Genomic DNA, 22,689 nt, shown 5'->3' on the forward strand with positions numbered 1-22,689 from the left:
GGTCAGGCGCGGCGCCGCACGACATACGCGACGCCGCGCCCGGCCGCCCGCTCACCCACGTACTCCTGGTCGCGCATGGTGCACCAGGCGGGGATGTCCTGCCGGGCGGCCTCGTCGTCGGCGAGCACCGTCACCGTCCCGCCGACCGGCACCTCCTGGATCGCCTTCGCCAGCTCGATGACCGGGAGCGGACAGCGCTTGCCGAGCGAATCGACGACCAGACCGGCCGGCTCGGCGGCGGCCGTCGCCGCCTGTGACTCCGCCGCCGTCTCCCGCCCCGCCACCGGGACGCCCAGCCGCTCCCGTACCGAGCGCACCGTCTCCGGCAGCACCTCCAGGAAGCGCTCCACCTCCGCCTCGGGCGTGCCGTACGGCAGCGAGACCCGCACATTCCCCTCGGACAGCACGCCCATGGCGCGCAGCACATGGCTCGGCGTCAGGGTGCTGGACGTACAGGACGAACCGGACGAGACCGAGAAGCCCGCCCGGTCGAGCTCGTGCAGCAGCGCCTCTCCGTCGACATAGAGACAGGAGAAGGTGACGAGGTGGGGGAGGCGGTGCACCGGATCGCCGACCACCTCCACATCCGGGATCAGCTCCGGCACCCGGGTCCGGATCCGGTCCACCAGCCGCCGCAGCCGCGCCGCCTCGTCCGCGGTCTCCGGGCCAGTCCGCAGCGCGCGCAGGGACGCCGCGGCGGCCACGACCGCCGGGATGTTCTCGAACCCCGGACTGCGGCCCGACTCCCGCTCGTCCCCCGGCCCCTGCGGAGCGAACCGGGTCCCCTTACGGACCGCGAGCAGCCCCACCCCGGGCGGACCGCCCCACTTGTGGGCGCTCGCCGCCAGCAGCGACCATCCGCCGGGCACCGGCCCCCAGGGCAGCGACTGCGCGGCGTCCACCAGAAGGGGCACCCCCGCCTCCTGGCAGAGCGCGGCCACCTCCTCGACCGGTTGTGCGGTGCCCACCTCGTGGTTGGCGGACTGGAGACAGACCAGCGCGGTGTCCGGGCCCAGCGCGGCGGCCACGTCCCCGGCCGCCACCCGGCCCGTACGGTCCACCGGCAGCTCCGCGCAGCTGCCGCCGGCCGCCGTATGGACCTCGGCGGCGTGCAGGACGGAGGAGTGCTCGACGGCGGAGTGCAGCAGCCGGCGACCGGCGCGACGGCGGGCCGCCAGCGCCCCCGCGACTCCCGTGTGCACCGCCCGGGTCCCCGAAGGGGTGAAAACCAACTCGTCCGGGCGGCAGCCCACCGCCTCGGCCGCGGCCTCCCGCGCCGCGTCCAGCAGCAGCCGGGCCCGCCGCCCCTCGCGGTAGAGGCGGGCCGGGTCGGCCCAGCCCTCGTCCAGCGAGGCGAGCAGGGCTTCGCGGGCTACGGGGTGCAGCGGGGCGGCGGACGCCGCGTCGAAGTAGGGCACATACGAGACGGTAGTCCCCCCTTCCGGGGAGAGGTCCGTATCCGGCCGGGAGGGGAGGGCGGGCCCGGACCGCCGCGGTGGGCGGGGCGGTCCGGCGCCCGGTGCGGCACGGCGCTGGGCGCGGCGTCAGATGCCTGGTGAAAGCGGGTAATCGGGGTTCCGAAGGGCGTCTCCCGGAGGGCCTGGCCACCCCTTAGGGGTGCGACGCGGCGCGTTGGGCACCCTCCCCGCGCGACCCCAAATAGCGTCCAGTAGGGTTTGGTCCGCATAAACATCCAAACCCCTGCCCGCGCCAGGGCCGGCGACCGACCAGCGAGACGGCCGCAGCCGGTCTCGCGGGCGAGACTCTCGGGAAGGCGCTACGTGAGTCCCAACGGCTCCGACCGCTCGTCGCGGCGCCCGATGCGGCGGAAGCTGCCGCAGGTGCTTGCTGCGGGCCTGGTCCTGGCGACCGCGACTGGTTGCACATATAAGGACTTCCCCCGCCTCGGCATGCCAACGCCCGTCACCGACGAGGCGCCGCGGATCCTCTCTCTTTGGCAGGGCTCCTGGGCCGCCGCCCTCGCAACGGGCGTGCTGGTGTGGGGCCTGATCATCTGGAGCGTGATCTTCCACCGCCGCAGCAGGACCAAGGTGGAGGTCCCCGCGCAGACCCGGTACAACATGCCGATCGAGGCGTTGTACACGATCGTGCCGTTCATCATCATTGCGGTGCTTTTCTACTTCACCGCACGTGATGAGAGCGCACTCCTCAAGACTTCCAAGAAGCCGGACCACGTCGTGAACGTGGTCGGCTTCCAGTGGAACTGGGCGTTCAACTACCTGGAGAACACGGACGGCAACAAGTCGACCTCGGCCATCGACTCCAGCGCGCTCGACGCGATTCCGGACAAGTGGAAGAAGACCGCGCCGGCCGGTGCCGACGGGGTCTACGACGTGGGTACCCCGGGTACGCGGAACCCGCAGAACGGCAACCCCGGTCCGACCCTGTGGCTGCCGAAGGGCGAGACGGTTCAGTTCGTGCTGACCTCTCGTGACGTCAACCACTCCTTCTGGGTGGTGCCGTTCCTGATGAAGCAGGACGTCATCCCGGGCCACACCAATGTCTTCGAGGTGACTCCCAACAAGGAGGGCACCTTCATGGGCAAGTGCGCCGAGCTCTGCGGTGTCGACCACTCCCGGATGCTCTTCAACGTCAAGGTCGTCTCCCCTGAGCGGTACCAGGAGCACCTGAAGGACCTGGCGAAGAAGGGCCAGACCGGATACCTGCCGGCGGGCATCGAGCAGTCGGATCACGCCAGGAATGCGGAGATCAAGAACCAGTGAGCATCCTCAACGAACCTCAGGGTGCCGCCGCCGATACGGCTCCGGCAGCACCGCCCGTACGCAAGAAGCAACCCGGCATCGCTGTCGTGAAGTGGCTGACGACCACTGACCACAAGACCATCGGCACGATGTACCTGGTCACGTCGTTCGCGTTCTTCTGCATCGGCGGCCTGATGGCGCTGCTCATGCGCGCCGAGCTGGCCCGTCCCGGCACGCAGATCATGTCGAACGAGCAGTTCAACCAGGCGTTCACGATGCACGGCACGATCATGCTGCTGATGTTCGCGACGCCGCTGTTCGCCGGATTCGCGAACTGGATCATGCCGCTGCAGATCGGCGCGCCCGACGTGGCGTTCCCGCGGCTGAACATGTTCGCCTACTGGCTGTACCTCTTCGGCTCGCTGATCGCGGTGGCCGGCTTCCTCACCCCGCAGGGTGCGGCGGACTTCGGCTGGTTCGCGTACTCGCCGCTGTCGGACGCGGTGCGTTCGCCGGGCGTCGGCGCGGACATGTGGATCATGGGTCTGGCCTTCTCCGGCTTCGGCACGATCCTCGGTTCGGTCAACTTCATCACCACGATCATCTGCATGCGCGCGCCCGGCATGACGATGTTCCGGATGCCGATCTTCACCTGGAACGTGCTGCTGACCGGTGTGCTGGTCCTGCTGGCCTTCCCGGTGCTGGCGGCGGCGCTGTTCGCGCTGGAGGCGGACCGTAAATTCGGTGCGCATGTCTTTGATGCCGCGAATGGCGGTGCACTGCTCTGGCAGCACCTCTTCTGGTTCTTCGGGCATCCTGAGGTGTACATCATCGCGCTGCCGTTCTTCGGCATCATTTCCGAGGTCATTCCGGTGTTCTCCCGGAAGCCGATGTTCGGTTACATCGGTCTGATCGCGGCGACGATTTCGATTGCCGGTCTTTCGGTCACGGTGTGGGCGCACCACATGTATGTGACGGGCGGCGTGCTCTTGCCGTTCTTCGCCTTCATGACGTTCCTGATCGCGGTGCCGACCGGTGTGAAGTTCTTCAACTGGATCGGCACGATGTGGAAGGGCTCGCTGTCCTTCGAGACGCCGATGCTGTGGACGATCGGCTTCCTGATCACCTTCACCTTCGGTGGTCTGACCGGTGTCATCCTGGCCTCGCCGCCGATGGACTTCCACGTCTCGGACTCGTACTTCGTCGTGGCGCACTTCCACTACGTGGTCTTCGGCACGGTCGTCTTCGCGATGTTCGCCGGCTTCCACTTCTGGTGGCCGAAGTTCACCGGCAAGATGCTGGACGAGCGGCTCGGCAAGATCACCTTCTGGACGCTGTTCGTGGGCTTCCACGGCACCTTCCTCGTCCAGCACTGGCTGGGTGCCGAGGGCATGCCGCGGCGTTACGCGGACTACCTCGCGGCCGACGGCTTCACCGCGCTGAACACCATCTCGACGATCAGCTCGTTCCTGCTGGGCCTGTCGATGCTGCCGTTCATGTACAACGTCTGGAAGACGTCGAAGTACGGCAAGAAGGTCGAGGTCGACGACCCCTGGGGCTACGGCCGCTCGCTGGAGTGGGCGACGTCCTGCCCGCCCCCGCGGCACAACTTCCTCACGCTGCCGCGCATTCGCTCCGAATCCCCGGCGTTCGACCTGCACCACCCGGAGATCGCAGCCCTTGACGCGCTGCACAACGGCCGTGCCTCGGAGGACGACAAGTCCCTCGCCGGCGGCAAGGAGGCGGGCAAGTGAAGATCCAGGGCAAGATGTTCATCTGGCTCTCCGTCTTCGTCCTCGCCATGGCGATCGTCTATGGCGTCTGGTCGAAGGAGCCCGCGGGTACCACCGCACTGTTCCTCGCCTTCGGCCTGTGCATCATGGTCGGCTACTACCTGGCCTTCACGGCCCGGCGGGTCGACGCGGGTGCGCAGGACAACGAGGACGCCGAGGTCTCGGACGACGCCGGTGAGCTGGGCTTCTTCAGCCCGCACAGCTGGCAGCCGCTGTCCCTGGCCGTCGGTGGCGCGCTCGCCTTCATGGGCGTCGTCTTCGGCTGGTGGCTGCTGTACTTCTCCATGCCGGTGATCCTCGTGGGCCTGTTCGGCTGGGTCTTCGAGTACTACCGCGGCGAGAACCGCACGCAGTAATCACGGCGCTTGGCCGCAGGGCGGGCCCGGACACCTCAACAGGTGTCCGGGCCCGCCGCGTTTGGTGGCGCGGGTCCAGACCCGTTTGCAGTCCTCCAGCGCGCTGAGACAGGTGATTCTTCATATTTTTGGGGCATGAGTCACAGACCTCGAACCCGGACGGTGCTGAGCTGCGGCCTCCTGCTCGTGCCCCTTGCGGTGAGCGCCACCGCGTGCGGGGGCTCGGATTCGGATGCGCTCTCCGCCAATCCCTACGACGCGGCCGAGCAGATCTCGGCCAACACCCCCGACGGCAACAAGAAAGCGGACCCCGACAAGCCGCTTGAGGTGTCCGTCAACGGGGACGACGCCCGCATCACCGACGTCACGGCCACCGATTCCACCGGCCGCTTCGTCCACGGCGAGCTGAGCGCCGACGGCAGACACTGGCGCACCACCGCGCCGCTGGCCGCCGGCACCCGCTACATGGTGCAGGTGAGCACCGAGGAGGACGGTTCGCCCGGCCGCAAGACGCTGGTGGTCAACACCAAGGCCGCGGACGGCCAGTTGACCGCCGTCTTCGGGCCGGAGGCCGGCGAGTACGGCGTCGGCCAGCCGGTCACCGCGGAGCTGAGCAAGCCCATCAAGGACCCGAAGGCCCGCGCCATCGTGGAGAGCGCCCTGAAGGTCGACTCCATGCCGCGGGTGGAGGGCGCCTGGCACTGGGTGGACAACAAGAAGCTGCACTTCCGCCCGAAGGAGTACTGGCCCGCCCACGCCACGATCTCGGTGCACAGCAACCTGGCCGGCCTGAAGATCGCCAAGGGGCTCTACGGAGGCCCGTCCAAGCCTGTGAAGCTCACCACCGGCGACCGCGTGGAGGCCGTCACCGACGCGGAAACGCACCAGCTGACGGTGTGGCGCAACGGTGAGTCGATCAAGACCATCCCGGTGACCACCGGCAAGCCCGGCTTCTCCACCCGCAACGGCGTCAAGGTCATCCTCGGCAAGGAGAGCTTCGTACGGATGCGCAGCTCGACCGTGGGCATCGCGGCCGGGAGCGGGGATTCCTACGACCTGCCGGTCTACTGGGCCACCCGGGTGACCTGGAGCGGTGAGTACGTCCACGCCGCACCCTGGTCCGTCGGATCGCAGGGCGCGGCGAACGTCAGCCACGGCTGTACGGGCATGTCCACGGGCAACGCCCAGTGGTTCTTCAACACCGTGCGGGTCGGCGACATCGTCAAGGTCGTCAACAGCGGCGGCGACACCATGACGCCGTTCGACAACGGCTTCGGTGACTGGAACATGCCCTGGAAGGAATGGCGGGACGGCAGCGCGCTGAAGGCCAAGGCCACCAGCACCACAGGAGCGGCCGAGCGGGAGCAGAACCCTGCCGGTGAGGCCCGGCTGCGCCCGAGGATCTGAGCGCCGCCCAGCAGGCCGCTCAGGCCTGTACGAGGTTGCTGCGGCGCAGCAGCCCGGCCAGGGTGTCGGCGAAGGCCACCGGGTCCAGCGGATGGGTCACCGCGGCATCCGCCCGGCTCCAGGTGGCCAGCCAGGCGTCCTGGGGGCGGCCGATCAGCAGCAGCACCGGCGGGCACCGGAAGATCTCGTCCTTGATCTGCCGGCAGACGCCCATACCGCCCGCGGGCGCGGTCTCGCCGTCCAGTACGCAGACGTCGATGCCGCCCTGCTCCAGGGCCGTGAGGACCGCCGGTGCGGTGGCGCACTCCAGGATCTCGATCTGCGGGGCATCGGCGGCGGGGCGCCGTCCGGCCGCCAGCCGGACCTGCTCGCGGGTGTTGGCGTTGTCGCTGTAGACCAGCACCGTGGCAGTCGCCTGCATCGTTCCTCCACGCTTCGTAGCGGCACAGCATCGGGTGGGGCGGATGCTACTCCCGCGAGGGGCGCCCGCAGGAGGGGTTGAGCGGATCCAAGATCTGCCCGACGGCCCGTCAGGACCGGTGCCGCCGGGCCCGTGGCACGCCGGCCGCCCGGGTGCGTCCCTCCTTCGAGCGACCGCCGGAGCGGCCCGTACGAGCAGGGCATACGTCCTGGACACACCGAACGGCACCCCCCGGAGTGAGGGCGGGATAAGCGACCGACATAATGTCGGTCGTGGCGACAGCAACGACAGTAGAAACCGGGCACGCGCACCCGTCGGTCAATCGGCCGAACCTCACCAGCGTCGGAACCATCATCTGGCTGAGTTCCGAGCTGATGTTCTTCGCGGCCCTCTTCGCGATGTACTTCACCCTTCGATCGGTGACCGGATCCGAGTATTGGAAGGAATCCGCCGATGCGCTGAATCTTCCGTTCTCCGCGACCAACACCACGATCCTGGTGCTCAGCTCTCTGACCTGCCAGCTCGGCGTTTTCGCGGCGGAGCGTGGCGATGTCAAGAAGCTCCGGGCCTGGTTCGTGGTCACCTTTGTCATGGGTGCGATCTTCATCGGCGGTCAGGTCTTCGAGTACACGGAGCTGGTCAAGCACGAGGGCCTGTCGCTCTCGTCCGGCCCGTACGGCTCGGTGTTCTACCTGACCACCGGCTTCCACGGACTGCATGTGACGGGCGGTCTGATCGCCTTCCTGCTGGTCCTGGGCAGGACGTACGCGGCCAAGAGGTTCACCCACACGCAGGCCACCGCGGCCATCGTCGTGTCCTACTACTGGCACTTCGTCGATGTCGTCTGGATCGGCCTCTTCGCCACGATCTACCTGATCAAGTAGTCCGGTCCCGTACCGGGCCACATTTCAGACAGACATAGCCAAAGCATCGACGCAGAAGATCCTGACACCGGGGTAATCCGTGAAAAAGCTCTCCGCACGACGGCGCCATCCGCTGGCGGCGCTCGTCGTCCTACTCTTCGCGCTGGCGGTCACTGGGGGGCTGTACGCCGCGTTCGCGCCGGCGGACAAGGCTCAGGCCGATGACACCGCCCAGTCTCTTGCCATCAAGGAGGGCAAGAAGCTCTTCGCCGTGGGCTGCGCCAGCTGCCACGGCACCGGCGGTCAGGGCACCTCCGACGGCCCCAGCCTGGTCGGCGTCGGCGCCGCAGCCGTGGACTTCCAGGTGGGCACCGGCCGTATGCCGGCCCAGCAGCCCGGCGCCCAGGTGCCGCGGAAGAAGAACATCTACACCAACGCCCAGATCGACCAGCTTTCGGCCTACGTCGCCTCGCTGGGCGCCGGCCCGACCGTGCCGGACAAGGAGCAGTACAGCCCCGACGGTGCCGACATCGGCAAGGGCGGCGAGCTGTTCCGCACCAACTGCGCGCAGTGCCACAACTTCACCGGTAAGGGCGGCGCCCTGACCAACGGCAAGTACGCACCGACGCTTGAGGGCGTGGACCCGAAGCACATCTACGAGGCCATGGAGACCGGCCCGCAGAACATGCCCTCCTTCGGTGACGGTTCGCTGTCGAAGCAGAACAAGAAGGACATCATCGCGTACCTCGGCGCCGTCAACGGCGATGAATCCGAGAGCCCCGGCGGCCTTGACCTCGGCGGTCTCGGTCCGGTCAGTGAGGGTCTCTTCGGCTACATCTTCGGCCTGGGCGCGCTGATCGCGGTCGCCATCTGGGTCGCAGCCCGGACTACGAAGGCCAAGAAGTCATGAGCGAGACTGGACGACACGAAGACGTGCCAGAAGAAACCCTTCCCGGTGAGCGGGAGACGGCTCACGAAGGTGCGGTGACCACGGCGGACAACCCGTTCGCCGACCCGGGTCTGCCGCCCCACGAGCACCGCGCGCAGGACATCGACGAACGTGCCGCCCAGCGCTCCGAGCGCACCGTGGCGATGCTCTTCGTCGTGTCCATGATCGCGACGGTCGGCTTCATCGCCTCCTACGTGGCGATCCCGATCGAGAAGAACGTCTACATCTGGCCGCTCGGGAACATCAGCGCGCTGAACTTCGCGCTCGGTCTGACGCTCGGTGCGGCGCTCTTCTGCATCGGCGCCGGCGCGGTCCACTGGGCCCGCACGCTGATGTCGGACGAGGAGGTCGCCGACGAGCGCCACCCGATCGAGGCCCCGCCCGAGGTCAAGGCCAAGGTCATGGCGGACTTCGCCCAGGGGGCGAAGGAGTCGCAGGTCGGCCGGCGCAAGCTGATCCGCAACACCATGTTCGGCGCGCTGGCCCTGGTGCCGCTCTCCGGCGTCGTGCTGCTGCGTGACCTCGGTCCGCTGCCCGGGAACAAGCTGCGCACCACGGGCTGGAAGAAGGGCGTCCGGCTGGTCAACCAGTCGACCAACCTTCCGCTGCGTCCCGAGGACATCGCGGTCGGCTCGCTGACCTTCGCCAAGCCCGAGGGCCTGGAGGAGGACCAGGAGGACTTCCCCCAGAAGATCGCCAAGGACGCCCTGATGCTCGTGCGGATCCAGCCGCAGAACATCAAGGACAAGCACGAACTCTCCTGGTCGCACGAGGGCATCGTGGCGTACTCGAAGATCTGCACCCACGTGGGTTGCCCGATCAGCCTGTACGAGCAGCAGACGCACCACGTGCTCTGCCCCTGCCACCAGTCGACGTTCGACCTCTCTGACGGTGGTCGGGTGATCTTCGGTCCGGCCGGACACGCCCTGCCGCAGCTGCACATCACAGAGAAGGACGGCTTCCTGGAGGCCGCAAGCGGCTTCGAGGAGCCCGTCGGCCCGAGCTTCTGGGAGCGCGGATGAGTAACGAGACGAGCGCGACCACCACGCGCCGTGGCCAGGCGCCACGGGGCGAGCGGATCGCCGACTGGGCGGACGGCCGGCTGGGCATCTACAGCCTCGCCAAGTCCAATATGCGCAAGATCTTCCCGGACCACTGGTCCTTCATGCTGGGTGAGGTCGCGCTTTACAGCTTCATCATCATCATCCTGACCGGTGTCTACCTGACGCTGTTCTTCCACCCGAGCATGGCCGAGGTGACCTATCACGGTTCCTACGTGCCCATGCAGGGGATCCGGATGACGCAGGCCTTCGAGTCGACGCTGGACATCAGCTTCGATGTGCGCGGTGGTCTGCTGATCCGCCAGATCCACCACTGGGCCGCGCTGGTCTTCCTGGCCGCGATGATGGTCCACATGATGCGGGTGTTCTTCACCGGCGCCTTCCGCAAGCCGCGCGAGGTCAACTGGCTGTTCGGCTTCCTGCTGCTGGTGCTGGGCATGTTCACCGGCTTCACCGGCTACTCGCTCCCCGACGACCTGCTCTCCGGCACCGGTGTGCGGTTCATCGAGGGCGTCATCCTGGCGATGCCGCTGGTCGGTTCCTACCTGCAGTTCTTCATCTTCGGCGGGGAGTTCCCGGGGCACGACATCATCCCGCGGTTCTTCACGGTGCACGTCCTGCTGCTGCCGGGCATCATGCTCGGCCTGCTGGTGGCGCACCTGATCCTGGTCTTCTACCACAAGCACACCCAGTTCCCGGGTGCCGGCAAGACCAACAACAACGTCGTGGGCATGCCGCTGCTGCCGGTCTACATGGCCAAGGCCGGAGGCTTCTTCTTCCTGGTCTTCGGTGTGATCTCGGTGATCGCCGCGGTCGCCAGCATCAACCCGGTGTGGGCGATCGGCCCCTACCGGCCGGACCAGGTGTCCACCGGCGCCCAGCCCGACTGGTACATGGGCTTCGCCGAGGGTCTGGTGCGTGTCATGCCGGGCTGGGAGTGGAACTTCTGGGGCCACACCCTCAACTTCGGTGTGCTGATCCCGATCCTGGTCTTCCCGCTGGTCCTGGTCGCGATCGCGGTCTACCCGTTCATCGAGTCCTGGGTCAAGGGCGACAAGCGCGAGCACCACATCCTGGACCGCCCGCGCAACGTCCCGACCCGTACCGGCTTTGGTGTCGCCTGGCTCGTCGCGTACTTCGTGATGCTGATCGGTGGCGGTAACGACCTGTGGGCGACGCACTTCCACCTGTCGATCAACTCGATCACCTGGTTCGTCCGGATCGCGTTCTTCGTCGGACCGGTGCTGGCCTTCATCGCCACCAAGCGGATCTGCCTGGGTCTGCAGCGGCGCGACAAGGACAAGGTGCTGCACGGCCGCGAGTCCGGCATCATCAAGCGCCTGCCGCACGGTGAGTTCATCGAGGTCCACGAGCCGCTCGACCAGGAGCAGCTGCACCTGCTGACCCAGCACGAGCAGCCCGCCCCGCTGGAGCTCGGCCCGGAGGTCGACGAGAACGGTGTGGAGCGCAAGCTGTCGCGCTCGCAGAAGCTGCGCGCCAAGCTCTCCAAGGCCTACTACGGCGAGGACAACGTCATCCCGAAGGCCACGGTCGAGGAGTACAAGGAGATCAGCAGCGGTCACGGCCACCACTGATCACCCCGGCGCTGCTTAGCGCACCGCAGGTAGTACGCCACCCAGAGGGCCCCGTCCGTTGATCGGACGGGGCCCTCCGGCGTGCCCGGCGGCTCGATAGGGTGACGGCAGAAGCAGGACACAATCCAGGAGCGTGGACCATGAACGTTGTGACCCCGGTTGGCGGCGACAGCGTGGCGGCCCACACCTGGCCGGAGCTCCTCAACGCCCTGCTCGCCGGACGTGACCTCAGCGCGGACGACACCGCCTGGGCGATGGACAAGATCATGCGGGGCGAGGCCGGCGACGCCCAGATCGCCGGGTTCGCGGTGGCCCTGCGCGCCAAGGGCGAGACCGTCGCCGAGATCTCCGGCCTGGTGCGCACCATGTACGCGCACGCCCGGCTGATCGAGGTGCCCGGACCCAGCGTCGACATCGTCGGCACCGGCGGCGACGGCGCCAAGACCGTCAATATCTCCACCATGTCCTCGATCGTGGTCGCCGGCACCGGCGCCAAGGTCGTCAAGCACGGCAACCGCGCCGCGTCCTCGGCCAGCGGCGCCTCCGACGTGCTGGAGAAGCTCGGGGTCAACCTCGACCTCACCCCGCAGCGGGTCGTCGAGGTCGCCCGGGAAGCGGGCATCACCTTCTGCTTCGCGGTGAAGTTCCACCCCGCGCTGCGGCACGTCGCGAACGCGCGGGGCCAGCTCGGCATCCGTACGACCTTCAATGTGCTGGGGCCGCTGACCAACCCCGCGAAGGTCCGCGCCCAGGCGACCGGTGTCGCGGACGCCCGGATGGCCCCGATCCTGGCCGGGGTGCTCGCCGAGCGCGGCTCCTCGGCGCTGGTGTTCCGCGGCGACGACGGCCTGGACGAGCTGACCACGACCGCGACCTCCCGGGTGTGGATCGTCCGGGACGGCACGGTGCGCGAGGAGCCTTTCGACCCCCGGGACGTGGGCATCCCCCTGGTGCCCGTGGAGGCGCTGCGCGGCGCGGACGCCTCGTACAACGCGGATGTGGCCCGCCGGCTGCTGGACGGCGAGACCGGGCCGGTGCGCGACGCGGTACTGCTGAACTCCGCGGCGGCGCTGGTCGCACTGGAGCCGAGCGACGCCCCGCTGACCGAGCAGATCCGGGCCGCCATGGAGCGGGCCGCCGCCGCCATCGACTCCGGGGCGGCCAAGCTGGCACTGGAGCGCTGGGTGGCCGCCAGCAACACCTGAGCGCGCGGTCACGCAGCGTGTGACGCAAGCCCCGTTCCGCCATACGGACGGGGCTTGCGTGATGTTGCTCGTATGGCATGATTCTGCGCAGGTCACGAGTGACAGCGATGCAGGCCCCGGCCCGCTGTCCGGCAACCCTCCTTCCGTGGCGGGGTGCCCCGGGTGATGACCAGGCCGTAGGCAGCGAGGTCTGCGGCAAGCGCGGATCCCTCGCCAGGGATCCTGGTCCCCGAGGGAGAACTTCCGTGAATCAGCGAATGCGATAGGGCCCGACGGCCCCTTTTCCGCATCCCTTTTTCCTTTCCGCCGCGGTGCCCCGGCGCACACTTTCGCACCCCCGCCCGCGGCGAATTCGCTTACCTCTTACGGGAGTTCGCCATGTCTGCCTCCGCCGTTGCCGCCGACCGCTCCGTCTGTGCCCCGCTGCCGGTTCTCGGCCGGGATGTCCGCGTCCCGCTCGTGACCGGCGGCGAGGTCGACTACGCCGCGCTGGACTACGCCGCCAGCGCCCCCGCGCTCCAGCGGGTCTGGGACGATGTGGCCGCCTACGCCCCGTACTACGGCAGCGTGCACCGCGGCGCCGGATACCTCTCGCAGCTCTCCACCGACCTCTTCGAGAACAGCCGCCGCACCGTCGCAGAGTTCCTCGGCTGCCGCATCGAAGGGGGCCCGGGCGAAGCCCGGTCCAGCAAGGGCGGTGGCGGGCGACGGGAGGGCGACCAGGTCGTCTTCACTCGCTCCACCACCGACTCGCTGAACCTGCTCGCCTCCGTACTCCCGCAGGGCACCCGGGTGTTCGTCTTCGAGACCGAACACCACGCCTCGCTGCTGCCGTGGGAGCAGCGCACGGACGTCACGGTGACCTACCTCAACGCCCCGCGCACCCCGCAGCAGGCGGTCGACACCCTGGAGAAGGCGCTGGCCGCCCGCGAGCCCTACGGCCCGGCGCTGGTCTGTGTGACCGGTGCGTCGAATGTGACCGGTGAGCTGTGGCCGGTGCGGGAGCTGGCGGCCGCCGCGCATGCGCACGGCGCCCGGATCGTGCTGGACGCCGCGCAGCTCGTCCCGCACCACCCGGTGGACCTCGGCGAACTGGACGTCGACTGGGTCGCCTTCTCCGGCCACAAGCTCTACGCGCCGTTCGGCGCCGGGGTGCTGGCCGGCCGCGCGGACTGGTTGAAGGACGCCGCACCGTACCTGGCGGGCGGCGGCGCCAGCCGCAAGGTCTCCCGGCGCACGGACGGCGGGGTGGACGTCGAGTGGCACACCACCGCGGCCCGGCACGAGGCCGGTTCCCCCAACGTCATCGGCGTCTACGCCATCGCCTCGGCCTGCCGCGCACTCACCGAGGCCGGCTTCGACGGCCTGGTCGCCCGCGAACAGGAGCTGATCACCCGCCTCCGCACCGGCCTGGCCGAGGTGCCCGAGGTCACCGTGCTCTCCCTCTTCGGCGACGACGCCGCCCGGGTCGGCGTCCTCTCCTTCGTCGTCGACGGCTGGAACAGCTCCCACTTCGCGGCCGCCCTGTCGGCTGAGTACGGCATCGGCGTCCGCGACGGCCTCTTCTGCGCCCACCCCCTGGTCCGCACCCTCCTGGGCACCGCCCCCCAGGACCCCGGCGAGTGCGGCGCCCCCGACGCGGCCCCCGGCGAGAAGTCCCTCAACGCCATCCGCGTCAGCGTGGGCGTTGGCACGCCGGATGAGCACGTCGACCGCTTCCTCCGCGCGGTCAAGGAACTGGTGACCAACGGCGCCCGCTGGAACTACCAGACAGAGGACGGCCGTTGCGTCCCCGCGCGGAGCGCGGACTAATTCCCACGTTTTCGGCTTTCCCGCCGTTTCGGTTTCTCGCCGTTGCTCCCCCACTGCCTGAAGGGCGTGGGGGAGCAACGGCGGGTGCACCGCGCAAGCGGGCAACACACGGCGAGCAACACCCACGGCGGGACGGCCGAAAACGTGGGAAAAAGACGGGCTACGCTTCGAGCCCGATCGCAAAGGCCGCCTCAAGGTCATGCTGGGAATACGTGCGGAACGCAATATGCGTCTCCGTCGAGGCCACGCCGGGGATTTTGCTGATGCGGCCGGGGATGACGTCCGCGAGGTCATCGTGGGCGGCGACCCGGACCATGGCGATCAGGTCGTGGGCGCCGGTGACCGAGTAGACCTCGCTGACGCCGTCCAGCGCGGCGATCTTCTCGGCGATCTCCGGGATCTGGTCCACGTTGGTCTTGATGAGCACGATCGACGTGATCACGGCTGGCTCTCTTCCTCGGTCGCCCGGTCGTTCGCCCTGGTGGCCCCCACACTATCCCTCCGGTAGCGGGCCCAGGCGTACAGGAAGCCGAGGGCGAAGCCGATGACATGGGCGAGGTAGGCGACGCCGGGGCCGCGGGGGTCGTCTTGGGCGGCCTGCCACTGGAGGACGAACCAGAACAGCAGCACGAGCCAGGCGGGGAAGCGCAGCGGCAGGAAGAAGAGGAACGGGAAGAGGCTGGTGACCCGGGCCGTGGGAAACAGGTAGAGGAAGGCGCCCAGTACGCCGGAGATCGAGCCGGAGGCGCCTACCAGCGTCTGGCCCGAGTCGGCGTGCGCGGCCGCGTAGCCGAGCAGCGCCAGGTAGCCGATGATGAGGTAAAAGGCGGTGAACGGCAGCCGGCCCATGCGCGCCTCGGCCATCGCGCCGAAGACGTACAGGAACAGCACGTTGCCGAGCAGGTGCAGCCAGCTGGCGTGCACGAACAGCGCGGTGAGCGGGGTGATCAGGGCCCGTAACGAGCCGCTCCACAGATCCAGCGGGATCACCCCCCACCGCTCGAAATAGGCGGTCTGGGCCTTCAGCAGGGCGCCGCCGGTGCCGTATATCCGGTTCAGGCCGGAGGCGGGGCCGAGCACGAAGACCGCACAGCACAGGCCGATCAGCACATTCGTCATCCGCGAGAACACCGCGGTCAGGGACCGGGTGGGGTGCGGACGGCGGGGGAGGAGACCGGACGAGCGGGGAGAACGGGGTGAGGGGGCCGGCGCCGTCATGAAGTGATCATGGCTCACATGCGGGCAATCGGGACAGAGTGCCTCGCCGTGTCCCGGCACCCGGGCGGGGCCCCACCGGCCCCCCGTCAGGCCGTAGGGTTACAGGCAGTACTTTGCGTACTTCCGCAGTCCGACGGCGCACCGCGTGAACCGCGCAGCAGCACATGACGACGAGCACGAAAGAGGACGACACCATGTCTGTTCCCCTGCCGACGGCCGAAACCCGATGGCGCTGCACGCTGTGCGGCAACCTCACGCGTTTCGACGTGACCCGGCGGTCCAAGGCGGTGGAGTACGTCCACCTGGATCTGGCCGGGGAGCCGAAGGTGGAGGAGCGCGAGGTCCTCAGTGAGAGCATCGAGTCCGTGCGCTGCCGCTGGTGCAACGCGGTCGACCAGATCGAGCTGGTGGACCGTCCGGGCGCGAACGCCTGAGATCGGAGCGATGCAGCCGTGGTGGACCGTCCAGAAGGGGAGCCGGGGGCCCAGCGTGACGACGTACCCGAGGGTGCGGCGGACGAGGTGCTCGACCGACCGCTGCCCGAGGGCGTACGGCGCCGGGTCGTGGCGCTCACCGCGGAGTCGTTCGGCGCGCTGACGGTCGCCGAACTCCCGCCCCCGCTGCGGCAGTACGCCCGGTTCACCCCGACCCGCCGGGCAAAGTTCGCCGGAAACGCGATGGCCGCGGCGCTGGAGAGCGACGCGGTCTTCCGGCAGCGGATCGCGGGCAAGCTGCACGAGGCACAGCCGGAGCTGGCCTCGGCGCTGGAGCACGGGCATCCGCCCGCGGCCGCCGATCCGCTGGATGTCGCGGCGGCGGCCTATGTGCTGCGCCCGGAGGGCTGGGTCAAGCTCGTCACGGCGGCCGGCGAGGAGGCCCAGCGGGCGCGTGCGGAGCGGGCCGGTGAGGAGGCCGAGCGGGAGCTGGCCCGGCTGCGTGAGGAGCTGGCGCAGGCGCGGGGCGAGGCCCGTACGGAGGCCGACCGGATCCGGGTGGACCTGGACGCCGCGCGCAAGGAGAACGAGTCGCTGCGGCGCAAGCTGCGCAGTGCGCTGAGCGACGTCAAGCGCGGGGAGGCCGCGGTCCGCAAGGCCGAGGCGGCGCTGGCGGAGGAGCGGGACCGGGCGGCCACCGAGAAGGCCGCGGGGGACAGTGAGGCGCGCCGGCTCAAGGGCCGGATCGCCGAGGCCGAGGCGGCGCTGGAGGCCAGCCGGCGGTCCGCCCGCGAGGGCCGCAGCGTCGAGGACATGCGGCTGCGGCTGCTGCTGGACACGGTCCTGGACGCGGCGCAGGGGCTGCGCCGCGAACTGGCCCTGCCGCCCGCGAATGTCCACCCGGCGGACACCGTCGAGGCGGTCGCGCCGGGGCGGATGACGCCCAAGGACATCGCGACCCGGGCGCTGTCGGAGATGGATCCGGCGCTGCTCGATCAGCTTCTCGCCCTGCCGCAGGCGCATTTGGTGGTGGATGGCTACAACGTCACCAAAACCGGCTATCCGACCATGCCGCTCGAAAAGCAGCGGCTGCGGCTGCTGGGCGGTCTCGCGGTGCTGGCGGCGCAGACCGGCGCGGAGATGACCTGTGTCTTCGACGGGGCGGAGTTGGCGGCGCCGGTGCTGCTCGCGCCGCCGCGCGGGGTCCGGGTGCTGTTCAGCAAACCGGGCGTAACGGCCGATGAGTTGATTCGTCAGCTGGTAAGGGCCGAACCGCCCGGCCGTCCGGTCGTCGTGGTCTCCACGGACCGGGAAGTGGCCGACGGTGTGGCGAAGGCCGGGGCGCGCCCGGTCGCATCGGCGCTGCTCCTCAAGCGACTTGCCCGGACCTGACGCCCCTCCCGCCGGATGCGCCCGGGGCCGGAAATCGCCTGTCACCCGTATCTGAGCGTCAGTTGACGCTCACTGCCTGTGTGACGTTGGTAAAGGATGGGGCTGGTGGCGCAGTTTTTTCCGGTGAGGATTTGAAGCGATCACAGCTCGGTTACTAAGGTCAGCCCCGAACCTTCATGAATCTGATCATCCAACCGGGATGAGCTGTGAAGGTACCGCCGAGTCCGCGGCGTTCACGCGGAGCCGGGGCTCATCCCCCCACTTCCCGGTAGGCGGCTGGAGGAAGAAGGAGCTCGCCCCCGTGGCGTCCCACCGTCGACCCAAGCAGCCGAGCCGTACCCGCGTGACCGTGCTCACCGCCACCGCCGCGGCCGCCGTGGCTCTCTCGTCCCAGGCCGCCCAGGCCGATCCCCACCAGTCGAAGAAGGACGTCAAGTCCGAGGTCGACAAGCTCTACGGGGAGGCCGAGCAGGCCACCGAGAAGTACAACGGCGTCAAGGAGCAGCAGGAGAAGCTCCAGAAGGAGGTCGACGACCTCCAGGACAAGGTGGCCCGCGGCCAGGGTGAGCTCAACCAGCTCCGCAAGGGCCTCGGCGCCGTCGCCTCCGGCCAGTACCGCAGCGGCAGCATCGACCCCTCGGTCCAGCTGTTCCTCTCCGGCGACCCGGACAGCTACCTCGAAAAGGCCGCCACGCTCGACCAGTTGAGCGGCAAGCAGGCCGACCAGCTGAAGACCATCGCGGACAAGCAGCGCCGGCTCGCCCAGGAGCGCGCGGAGGCCGCGGGCAAGATCGAGGACCTCTCCGAGACCCGTAAGGCGCTCGGTGACAAGAAGGACGAGATCAAGGGCAAGCTCGGCAAGGCGCAGGACCTGCTGAACACCCTGACGGCCAAGGAGCGGGCGGCCATGCAGGCCGAGGAGAACCGCGCCGACCGCAGCAATGAGCGGGTCAACCTCGGCGATGACGTACCGGCTTCGCAGCGCGGTGCGGCCGCCCTGCAGGCCGCCCAGGGGAAGATAGGGTCGCCGTACGTCTGGGGCGCCACCGGCCCGTCGTCCTTCGACTGCTCGGGTCTGACCTCCTGGGCGTACCAGCAGGCCGGCCAGTCGCTGCCGCGCACCTCGCAGGCGCAGGCCAACGCCGGTACCCGCATCAGCTCGCAGAGCGCCCTCAAGCCCGGCGACCTGGTGCTCTTCTACGGCGACCTGCACCACATCGGCCTCTACGCGGGCAACGGCCAGGTGCTGCACGCGCCGAAGCCGGGCGCCTCGGTGCGCTACGAGCCGATCGGCAATATGCCGTTCGCGTTCGGTGTGCGGGTCTGAAAAGCCGCTGAAGCGCCCCTGAGAAGCCGCTGAAAGGCCGTACCACCGCCTCAACCTGCCGCCCGAACGGGCGAATTGCGGCCTCGGCCGCGGACCTGCCGCCCCGCCGGTGACCTGCACAGTCACCGGCGGGGCGGCTTTTTGTGGGCGAAAAGCGCGCTTTGGCCGGTGTGCACCGGCGCCGTTACTGTCTGCCCTCGCAGATCCCGGTTCACCGACCGCCCTCCCGGGGCGGCAGGGGCTGCACGGAAGGAGTGCGGCCCTCGTGGTGTCCCACCGCCGTACCTCACAGCACGCCCAGACCACCCTCACCGGGATCACCGTGGTGTCGGCCGCCCTGGCGACCGCGGCCGCCGCCCTGTCGGCGCCACCGGCCGCCGCCGACCCCGCGGGCCACCCGTCCGCCGGCCGGGAGGCGGCGGCCGCACGGGTCGACAGCCTCTACGTAGAGGCCGAGCGGGCCACCGAGAAGTACAACGGCGCGCAGGCCCGGACCAAGGAGCTGCGGCACGAGGTGGCCGCCCTCCAGGACCACACCGCCCGCGCCCAGGAGCGGGTCAACCGGATGCGCGGCCGGCTGGGCGCACTGGCCGCCGCCCAGTACCGGTCCGGCGGGATCGACCCCACGGTCCGGCTGATGCTCTCCGAACGGCCCGACACCTACCTGGAGAAGGCCGCCGCGCTCGACCGGCTCGGCCACAGTCAGGCCGAGGAGCTGCACGGCCTTAGGACGGCCCAGCGCCGCCTGGAGCAGCAGCGCAGCGAGACCGCCAGGAAGCTCACGGAGCTGGAGGCCGGCCGCCGGGCCGTCGCCCGCCACAAGAGGGACGTACAGCGCAAGCTGGCCACCGCGCGGCGGCTGCTGAACGCGCTCCCCAAACGCGACCGGGCGGCCTACGACCGGGCCTCCCGGAGCGACGGGCACCGCGAGGCGGCCCCGGACCTGCGTGGCGCCGTGCCGGACTCCGGGCGGGCCGCGGCCGCCGTCGCCGCGGTGCGCGCCGCGGTCGGCCGCCCGTACGCCTGGGGGAGCAGCGGCCCCTCGTCCTTCGACTGCTCCGGACTCACCCAATGGGCCTACGGCCGGGCCGGAGTCTCCCTGCCGCGTACCTCCCAGGCCCAGCGGGGCGCCGGCCGGACGGTGCCGCCCGGCCGGATGCGCCCCGGTGACCTGGTCATCTACCGTTCGGACGCCAGTCATGTCGGGATGTACGTCGGCAACGGCCAAGTGGTGCACGCGCCCCACCCCGGCGCCCGGGTCCGCTACGACCCGGTCGGGATGATGCCGATCTCGTCCGTCACCAGGCCCTGAGGCGCAGCTCAGCGTTTTTGCCCGGACCGGGCCGGATCTACGATCGTCCGCATGTCACACCAGTGGGCGGGACGGCGGCCGTCGCGGGCCGGGGCGGCGGGCTGCGGCGCCCTGCTCCTCGCGCTGCTCGCCCCGCTGGCCGGCTGCGGGCCCGCGGGCGGCCCGCCGGCCACCGCCCGCTTCCCCGACGTCCAGCGGATGCTCGACACCCGCGCGCAGGCCGTCCAGCGGCGGGACGCGGCGGGCTTCCTCGCCTCCGTCGACCCGCGGGCCACCGGCTACCGCGAGCGTCAGCGCGCGATGTTCGCCCACCTGAAGGGTGTGCCGCTGACCGACTGGCACTACGACCTCGACTCGACCGAGGCCTTCCCGCTCCCGGCCGGCGGTGGCCGGGAGCGGCTGGCCGCGAAGGTGCGGCTGCGCTACCGCCTCAAGGGCTTCGACACCGCGCCGGTGCATGCCGTCCAGTACCTCACCCTGACCGAGCGCGACGGCCGCTGGCTGATCTCCTCGGACACCGATGGCGCGGCGGCCGGCCGGAGCGGCACCCGCCAGCTGTGGGACCAGGGGCCGGTGCGGGTGGTGCGCGGCCGCTACAGCCTGGTGCTGGGCGGTACCGCGCAGCGGGCGCGGCTGACGGATCTGGCGCGCCGGGTGGACCGGGCGGTGCCCGCGGTCTCCGCGGCCTGGAAGGGGAAGTGGTCGCAGAAGGTCGTGGTGGAGGCGCCGGACTCGGTGGAGGGGATGGCGCAGCTGATGGGCAGCGACGATCCGTCCGGCTATGCGGGGATCGCGGCGGTGACCACCGGGGAGGCGGGGGTCTCGGCGACCGCGCCCGCGGACCGCGTGATCATCAATCCGGACGCGTACGAGGAGCTCAACGACCTGGGCCGCCGGGTGGTCCTCACCCACGAGACCGCCCATGTCGCCACCCGGACGGCCACCACCCCGGCCACCCCGCTGTGGCTCTCCGAGGGCTTCGCCGACTGGGCCGCCTACCGCGGTATCCACCGCAAGGCCGCCCTCACCGCCCCCGAACTCACCCGCGCGGTCGCCACCGGCAAGCTCCCCGCCCGTCTGCCGACCGATGAGGACTTCGGCTTCAAGGCGGGCGCCGACCGGCTGGCGAAGGCGTACGAGGGCAGCTGGCTGGCCTGCCGGATGATCGCCGAGAAGTGGGGCGAGGCCAAGCTGCTCGCCTTCTACCGGGCGGCGGGCCGGAGCGCGGTGGGGGTCTCGGCGGGGAGCGCGGGGCCGATCGAGGCGGCCACGGCGGCCACGGAGCCCTCCGCCGGTGCCCGTCCGGCCGCCCCGGCCGCCCGCCCGGGACAGCGGCCGAAGGCCGCCGCCGACCGGACCGACCGCGCCCTGCGCAGCCAACTGGGCGTCAGCACCGCGGAGTTCACCCGGCGGTGGCGGGCCTTCGTGCGCAAGCAACTGGCGCGCTGAGGCCCGGCGGACGGCTCTACGGCGTCGGCTGCGCCCCGTCCGTCCGTGGCAGCGGGGCGGTGCCGGTGAGCTCCGGGGGAGCGGGGGCGGTCCCGTCGGCCGCACGGCGGGCGCGCACCACACCGGCGGCGGTCCCGGTCGGCGCGTCGCCGCGCGCCTCGTCCCGTGCCTCGCCCCGCGCCTCGCCCCGCGTCGAGATCCACAGCCGGCGGCAGGCCAGCAGCGACGCGGTGACCAGCAGCCCGTTGCGCACGGCCAGCAGCGCGACGCCCCACGGGTGGCTCGCGACGACATCCGCGAAGCCGATGGGGAACTCCAGCAGGGTGACCCCGGTGGCGAGCAGGACCAGCACCACCGGCAGGGTCTGCCGGGCGGCCCGTACGGTCACACACACTGCGCCGAGCCCCACCAGCCACAGCATGTACTGCGGGCTGATCACCCGGCTGGTGGTGGTGAACAGCAGGGTGGCGGCGAAGGCGGCCTCGCACAGCGTCGCGGGGCGCAGCTCCCGGGCCCGTACCCGCCACAGGAACAGCCAGCCCACGGCGGCCAGCGACAGGGTGAGCGCCACGGTGCTGACGAACGGGACACCCGGACCGAGGAACTCCAGCGAGCCGTAGTTCAGCAGCACCTGTCCGTCCCACCCGAAGTGGCGGGCGACATGGAAGACCAGCGCGCCGAGCGATTCGACCTCCGTACCGCGGTCGCGCTGGAAGGTGAGGAACGCCAGCCCGCCCGGTGCGGCGGCCACGAAGAACAGGGTCAGCCCGGCCGCGGTGCCGGCCGCGGTCCACCACAGGGCGCGGGCCCGGCGGCCGCGCAGTCCCGCCCCGGTCAGCAGCAGCGCGGGCCAGACCTTCAGCAGCGCCCCGAAGGCGATCAGCGCGCCCGCCACCCGCGGCCGCCGGACGGCCGCGAACAGCGCGGCGACGGCGACGGCGGTGACCATCAGGTCGTAGCGGGCGTAGGCCGTCGGGCCCAGCAGCGCCACCCCCGCGATCCACACCCAGGCGCCGGCCGGCCGGTGACCGGCGCGGCGGCCGGCCCGCAGAAGGAGCGCCAGCGTCACCGCGTCCGCGACCAGGACCAGGGTGTAGAACGCCGCGGCGTAGTCCAGGAACGGCAGCAGGCCGGGGGAGAGGATCGCCAGCGCCGCGGCCGGCGGGTACTGCCAGGTCACATCGTGCAGCGGGAAGGTGCCGGTCTTCAGGACGTCGAACCAGCCCTGGTAGATCACCGAGACATCGCTGGTGACATCCGGCCCCGGCAGCACCAGCACTCTCAGCACGCACAGCAGGACCACCGCCCGGGTCACGGCCCAGACCGCGACCGGGAGCCCCGCTCCGCGCACTCCGCTGATGCTGCTCATCGT

The 22,689-nt window shown here is 70.2% G+C and carries 20 protein-coding genes and 1 riboswitch; of the genes, 15 read left to right on the top strand and 5 right to left on the bottom strand.

All coding sequences use genetic code 11. From position 1 onward, the window contains the following. Positions 1 to 2 precede the first annotated feature (2 nt). Entirely contained in the window at positions 3 to 1,418 is a 1,416-nt protein-coding gene (locus tag STRTU_RS26250) for a cysteine desulfurase/sulfurtransferase TusA family protein (protein ID WP_159746494.1), read from the bottom strand. A 363-nt stretch (positions 1,419 to 1,781) separates the two neighbouring features. Here STRTU_RS26250 and ctaC point away from each other — a divergent pair, with 363 nt between their 5' ends. The 4 genes from ctaC (at position 1,782) to STRTU_RS26270 (ending at position 6,279) form a co-directional block, all read left to right on the top strand. Further along, positions 1,782 to 2,744: an aa3-type cytochrome oxidase subunit II gene (ctaC, locus tag STRTU_RS26255; protein ID WP_167539204.1), complete on the top strand. Its 963-nt coding sequence runs from the start codon at positions 1,782 to 1,784 to the stop codon at positions 2,742 to 2,744. Further along, on the top strand, positions 2,741 to 4,477 hold the full coding sequence (gene ctaD / locus STRTU_RS26260; RefSeq protein WP_159746495.1) for an aa3-type cytochrome oxidase subunit I: 1,737 nt from the start codon (positions 2,741 to 2,743) through the stop codon (positions 4,475 to 4,477). Before ctaC ends, ctaD begins: the two co-directional genes overlap by 4 nt. Further along, positions 4,474 to 4,872: a cytochrome c oxidase subunit 4 gene (locus STRTU_RS26265; protein WP_159746496.1), complete on the top strand. Its 399-nt coding sequence runs from the start codon at positions 4,474 to 4,476 to the stop codon at positions 4,870 to 4,872. Before ctaD ends, STRTU_RS26265 begins: the two co-directional genes overlap by 4 nt. A 135-nt stretch (positions 4,873 to 5,007) precedes the next feature. Beyond that, on the top strand, positions 5,008 to 6,279 hold the full coding sequence (locus STRTU_RS26270; RefSeq protein ID WP_246241258.1) for a L,D-transpeptidase: 1,272 nt from the start codon (positions 5,008 to 5,010) through the stop codon (positions 6,277 to 6,279). 19 nt (positions 6,280 to 6,298) lie between these two features. On the opposite strand, the gene STRTU_RS26275 is transcribed toward STRTU_RS26270, so the two are convergent. Continuing rightward, entirely contained in the window at positions 6,299 to 6,700 is a 402-nt protein-coding gene (locus STRTU_RS26275) for a DNA-binding transcriptional response regulator (RefSeq protein ID WP_159746497.1), read from the bottom strand. 263 nt (positions 6,701 to 6,963) lie between these two features. Between STRTU_RS26275 and ctaE the strand changes: the two genes are divergently transcribed. The 6 genes from ctaE (at position 6,964) to STRTU_RS26305 (ending at position 14,185) form a co-directional block, all read left to right on the top strand. Next, positions 6,964 to 7,584: an aa3-type cytochrome oxidase subunit III gene (ctaE, locus tag STRTU_RS26280; RefSeq protein WP_018093709.1), complete on the top strand. Its 621-nt coding sequence runs from the start codon at positions 6,964 to 6,966 to the stop codon at positions 7,582 to 7,584. Between the two features lie 79 nt (positions 7,585 to 7,663). Next, positions 7,664 to 8,473 (top strand): cytochrome bc1 complex diheme cytochrome c subunit, encoded by an 810-nt coding sequence (qcrC, locus tag STRTU_RS26285; protein ID WP_159746498.1) that lies wholly within the window; start codon positions 7,664 to 7,666, stop codon positions 8,471 to 8,473. Further along, complete coding sequence (gene qcrA, locus STRTU_RS26290; protein WP_159746499.1) at positions 8,470 to 9,534, top strand: cytochrome bc1 complex Rieske iron-sulfur subunit; 1,065 nt, start codon at positions 8,470 to 8,472, stop codon at positions 9,532 to 9,534. Before qcrC ends, qcrA begins: the two co-directional genes overlap by 4 nt. Further along, positions 9,531 to 11,168: a cytochrome bc1 complex cytochrome b subunit gene (gene qcrB / locus STRTU_RS26295; protein WP_159746500.1), complete on the top strand. Its 1,638-nt coding sequence runs from the start codon at positions 9,531 to 9,533 to the stop codon at positions 11,166 to 11,168. The genes qcrA and qcrB overlap by 4 nt, the downstream gene beginning before the upstream one ends. Positions 11,169 to 11,308: 140 nt before the next feature. Next, complete coding sequence (trpD, locus tag STRTU_RS26300) at positions 11,309 to 12,373, top strand: anthranilate phosphoribosyltransferase (protein WP_159746501.1); 1,065 nt, start codon at positions 11,309 to 11,311, stop codon at positions 12,371 to 12,373. Between the two features lie 90 nt (positions 12,374 to 12,463). Further along, positions 12,464 to 12,581, top strand: a riboswitch (SAM riboswitch). 170 nt (positions 12,582 to 12,751) lie between these two features. Continuing rightward, positions 12,752 to 14,185 (top strand): aminotransferase class V-fold PLP-dependent enzyme, encoded by a 1,434-nt coding sequence (locus STRTU_RS26305; protein WP_159746502.1) that lies wholly within the window; start codon positions 12,752 to 12,754, stop codon positions 14,183 to 14,185. A 160-nt stretch (positions 14,186 to 14,345) separates the two neighbouring features. Here the strand turns inward: STRTU_RS26305 and STRTU_RS26310 are convergent, their stop codons facing one another. Both STRTU_RS26310 and STRTU_RS26315 read right to left on the bottom strand, forming a co-directional pair. Then, positions 14,346 to 14,627 carry an Lrp/AsnC family transcriptional regulator gene (locus tag STRTU_RS26310; protein WP_159746503.1) on the bottom strand — a complete coding sequence of 94 codons (282 nt, stop codon included), beginning with the start codon at positions 14,625 to 14,627 and terminating at the stop codon, positions 14,346 to 14,348. After that, positions 14,624 to 15,304: a rhomboid family intramembrane serine protease gene (locus STRTU_RS26315; protein WP_159747231.1), complete on the bottom strand. Its 681-nt coding sequence runs from the start codon at positions 15,302 to 15,304 to the stop codon at positions 14,624 to 14,626. Before STRTU_RS26315 ends, STRTU_RS26310 begins: the two co-directional genes overlap by 4 nt. A gap of 293 nt (positions 15,305 to 15,597) precedes the next feature. Here STRTU_RS26315 and STRTU_RS26320 point away from each other — a divergent pair, with 293 nt between their 5' ends. From STRTU_RS26320 to STRTU_RS26340, 5 genes are all read left to right on the top strand, one after another. Continuing rightward, a complete protein-coding gene (locus STRTU_RS26320) occupies positions 15,598 to 15,837 on the top strand; it encodes a hypothetical protein (protein WP_159746504.1) in 240 nt (79 codons plus the stop codon). An 18-nt stretch (positions 15,838 to 15,855) separates the two neighbouring features. Beyond that, entirely contained in the window at positions 15,856 to 17,229 is a 1,374-nt protein-coding gene (locus STRTU_RS26325; protein ID WP_159746505.1) for an NYN domain-containing protein, read from the top strand. Between the two features lie 301 nt (positions 17,230 to 17,530). Then, positions 17,531 to 18,556 carry a C40 family peptidase gene (locus tag STRTU_RS26330; RefSeq protein ID WP_159746506.1) on the top strand — a complete coding sequence of 342 codons (1,026 nt, stop codon included), beginning with the start codon at positions 17,531 to 17,533 and terminating at the stop codon, positions 18,554 to 18,556. Positions 18,557 to 18,821: 265 nt separating this feature from the next. Continuing rightward, positions 18,822 to 19,868 (top strand): C40 family peptidase, encoded by a 1,047-nt coding sequence (locus STRTU_RS26335; protein WP_159746507.1) that lies wholly within the window; start codon positions 18,822 to 18,824, stop codon positions 19,866 to 19,868. A gap of 51 nt (positions 19,869 to 19,919) precedes the next feature. After that, positions 19,920 to 21,317, top strand: a complete 1,398-nt coding sequence (locus STRTU_RS26340; RefSeq protein ID WP_159746508.1) for a hypothetical protein — start codon at positions 19,920 to 19,922, stop codon at positions 21,315 to 21,317. 16 nt (positions 21,318 to 21,333) lie between these two features. Here STRTU_RS26340 and STRTU_RS26345 read toward each other — a convergent pair whose 3' ends face one another. Further along, on the bottom strand, positions 21,334 to 22,686 hold the full coding sequence (locus STRTU_RS26345) for a glycosyltransferase family 87 protein (protein ID WP_159746509.1): 1,353 nt from the start codon (positions 22,684 to 22,686) through the stop codon (positions 21,334 to 21,336). Positions 22,687 to 22,689 lie beyond the last annotated feature (3 nt).

The sequence above is a fragment of the Streptomyces tubercidicus genome (assembly GCF_027497495.1).
Classification (GTDB): domain Bacteria; phylum Actinomycetota; class Actinomycetes; order Streptomycetales; family Streptomycetaceae; genus Streptomyces; species Streptomyces tubercidicus.

Excerpts from the sequence above, each read along its gene's own strand:
- STRTU_RS26275 (WP_159746497.1), bottom strand. The coding sequence starts at position 6,700 with ATGCAGGCGACTGCCACGGTGCTGGTCTACAGCGACAACGCCAACACC.
- STRTU_RS26270 (WP_246241258.1), top strand. The coding sequence starts at position 5,008 with ATGAGTCACAGACCTCGAACCCGGACGGTGCTGAGCTGCGGCCTCCTG.
- qcrB (WP_159746500.1), top strand. The coding sequence starts at position 9,531 with ATGAGTAACGAGACGAGCGCGACCACCACGCGCCGTGGCCAGGCGCCA.
- qcrA (WP_159746499.1), top strand. The coding sequence starts at position 8,470 with ATGAGCGAGACTGGACGACACGAAGACGTGCCAGAAGAAACCCTTCCC.
- STRTU_RS26315 (WP_159747231.1), bottom strand. The coding sequence starts at position 15,304 with ATGACGAATGTGCTGATCGGCCTGTGCTGTGCGGTCTTCGTGCTCGGC.
- STRTU_RS26340 (WP_159746508.1), top strand. The coding sequence starts at position 19,920 with ATGTCACACCAGTGGGCGGGACGGCGGCCGTCGCGGGCCGGGGCGGCG.
- STRTU_RS26320 (WP_159746504.1), top strand. The coding sequence starts at position 15,598 with ATGTCTGTTCCCCTGCCGACGGCCGAAACCCGATGGCGCTGCACGCTG.
- STRTU_RS26345 (WP_159746509.1), bottom strand. The coding sequence starts at position 22,686 with ATGAGCAGCATCAGCGGAGTGCGCGGAGCGGGGCTCCCGGTCGCGGTC.
- ctaE (WP_018093709.1), top strand. The coding sequence starts at position 6,964 with ATGTCGGTCGTGGCGACAGCAACGACAGTAGAAACCGGGCACGCGCAC.
- STRTU_RS26305 (WP_159746502.1), top strand. The coding sequence starts at position 12,752 with ATGTCTGCCTCCGCCGTTGCCGCCGACCGCTCCGTCTGTGCCCCGCTG.
- trpD (WP_159746501.1), top strand. The coding sequence starts at position 11,309 with ATGAACGTTGTGACCCCGGTTGGCGGCGACAGCGTGGCGGCCCACACC.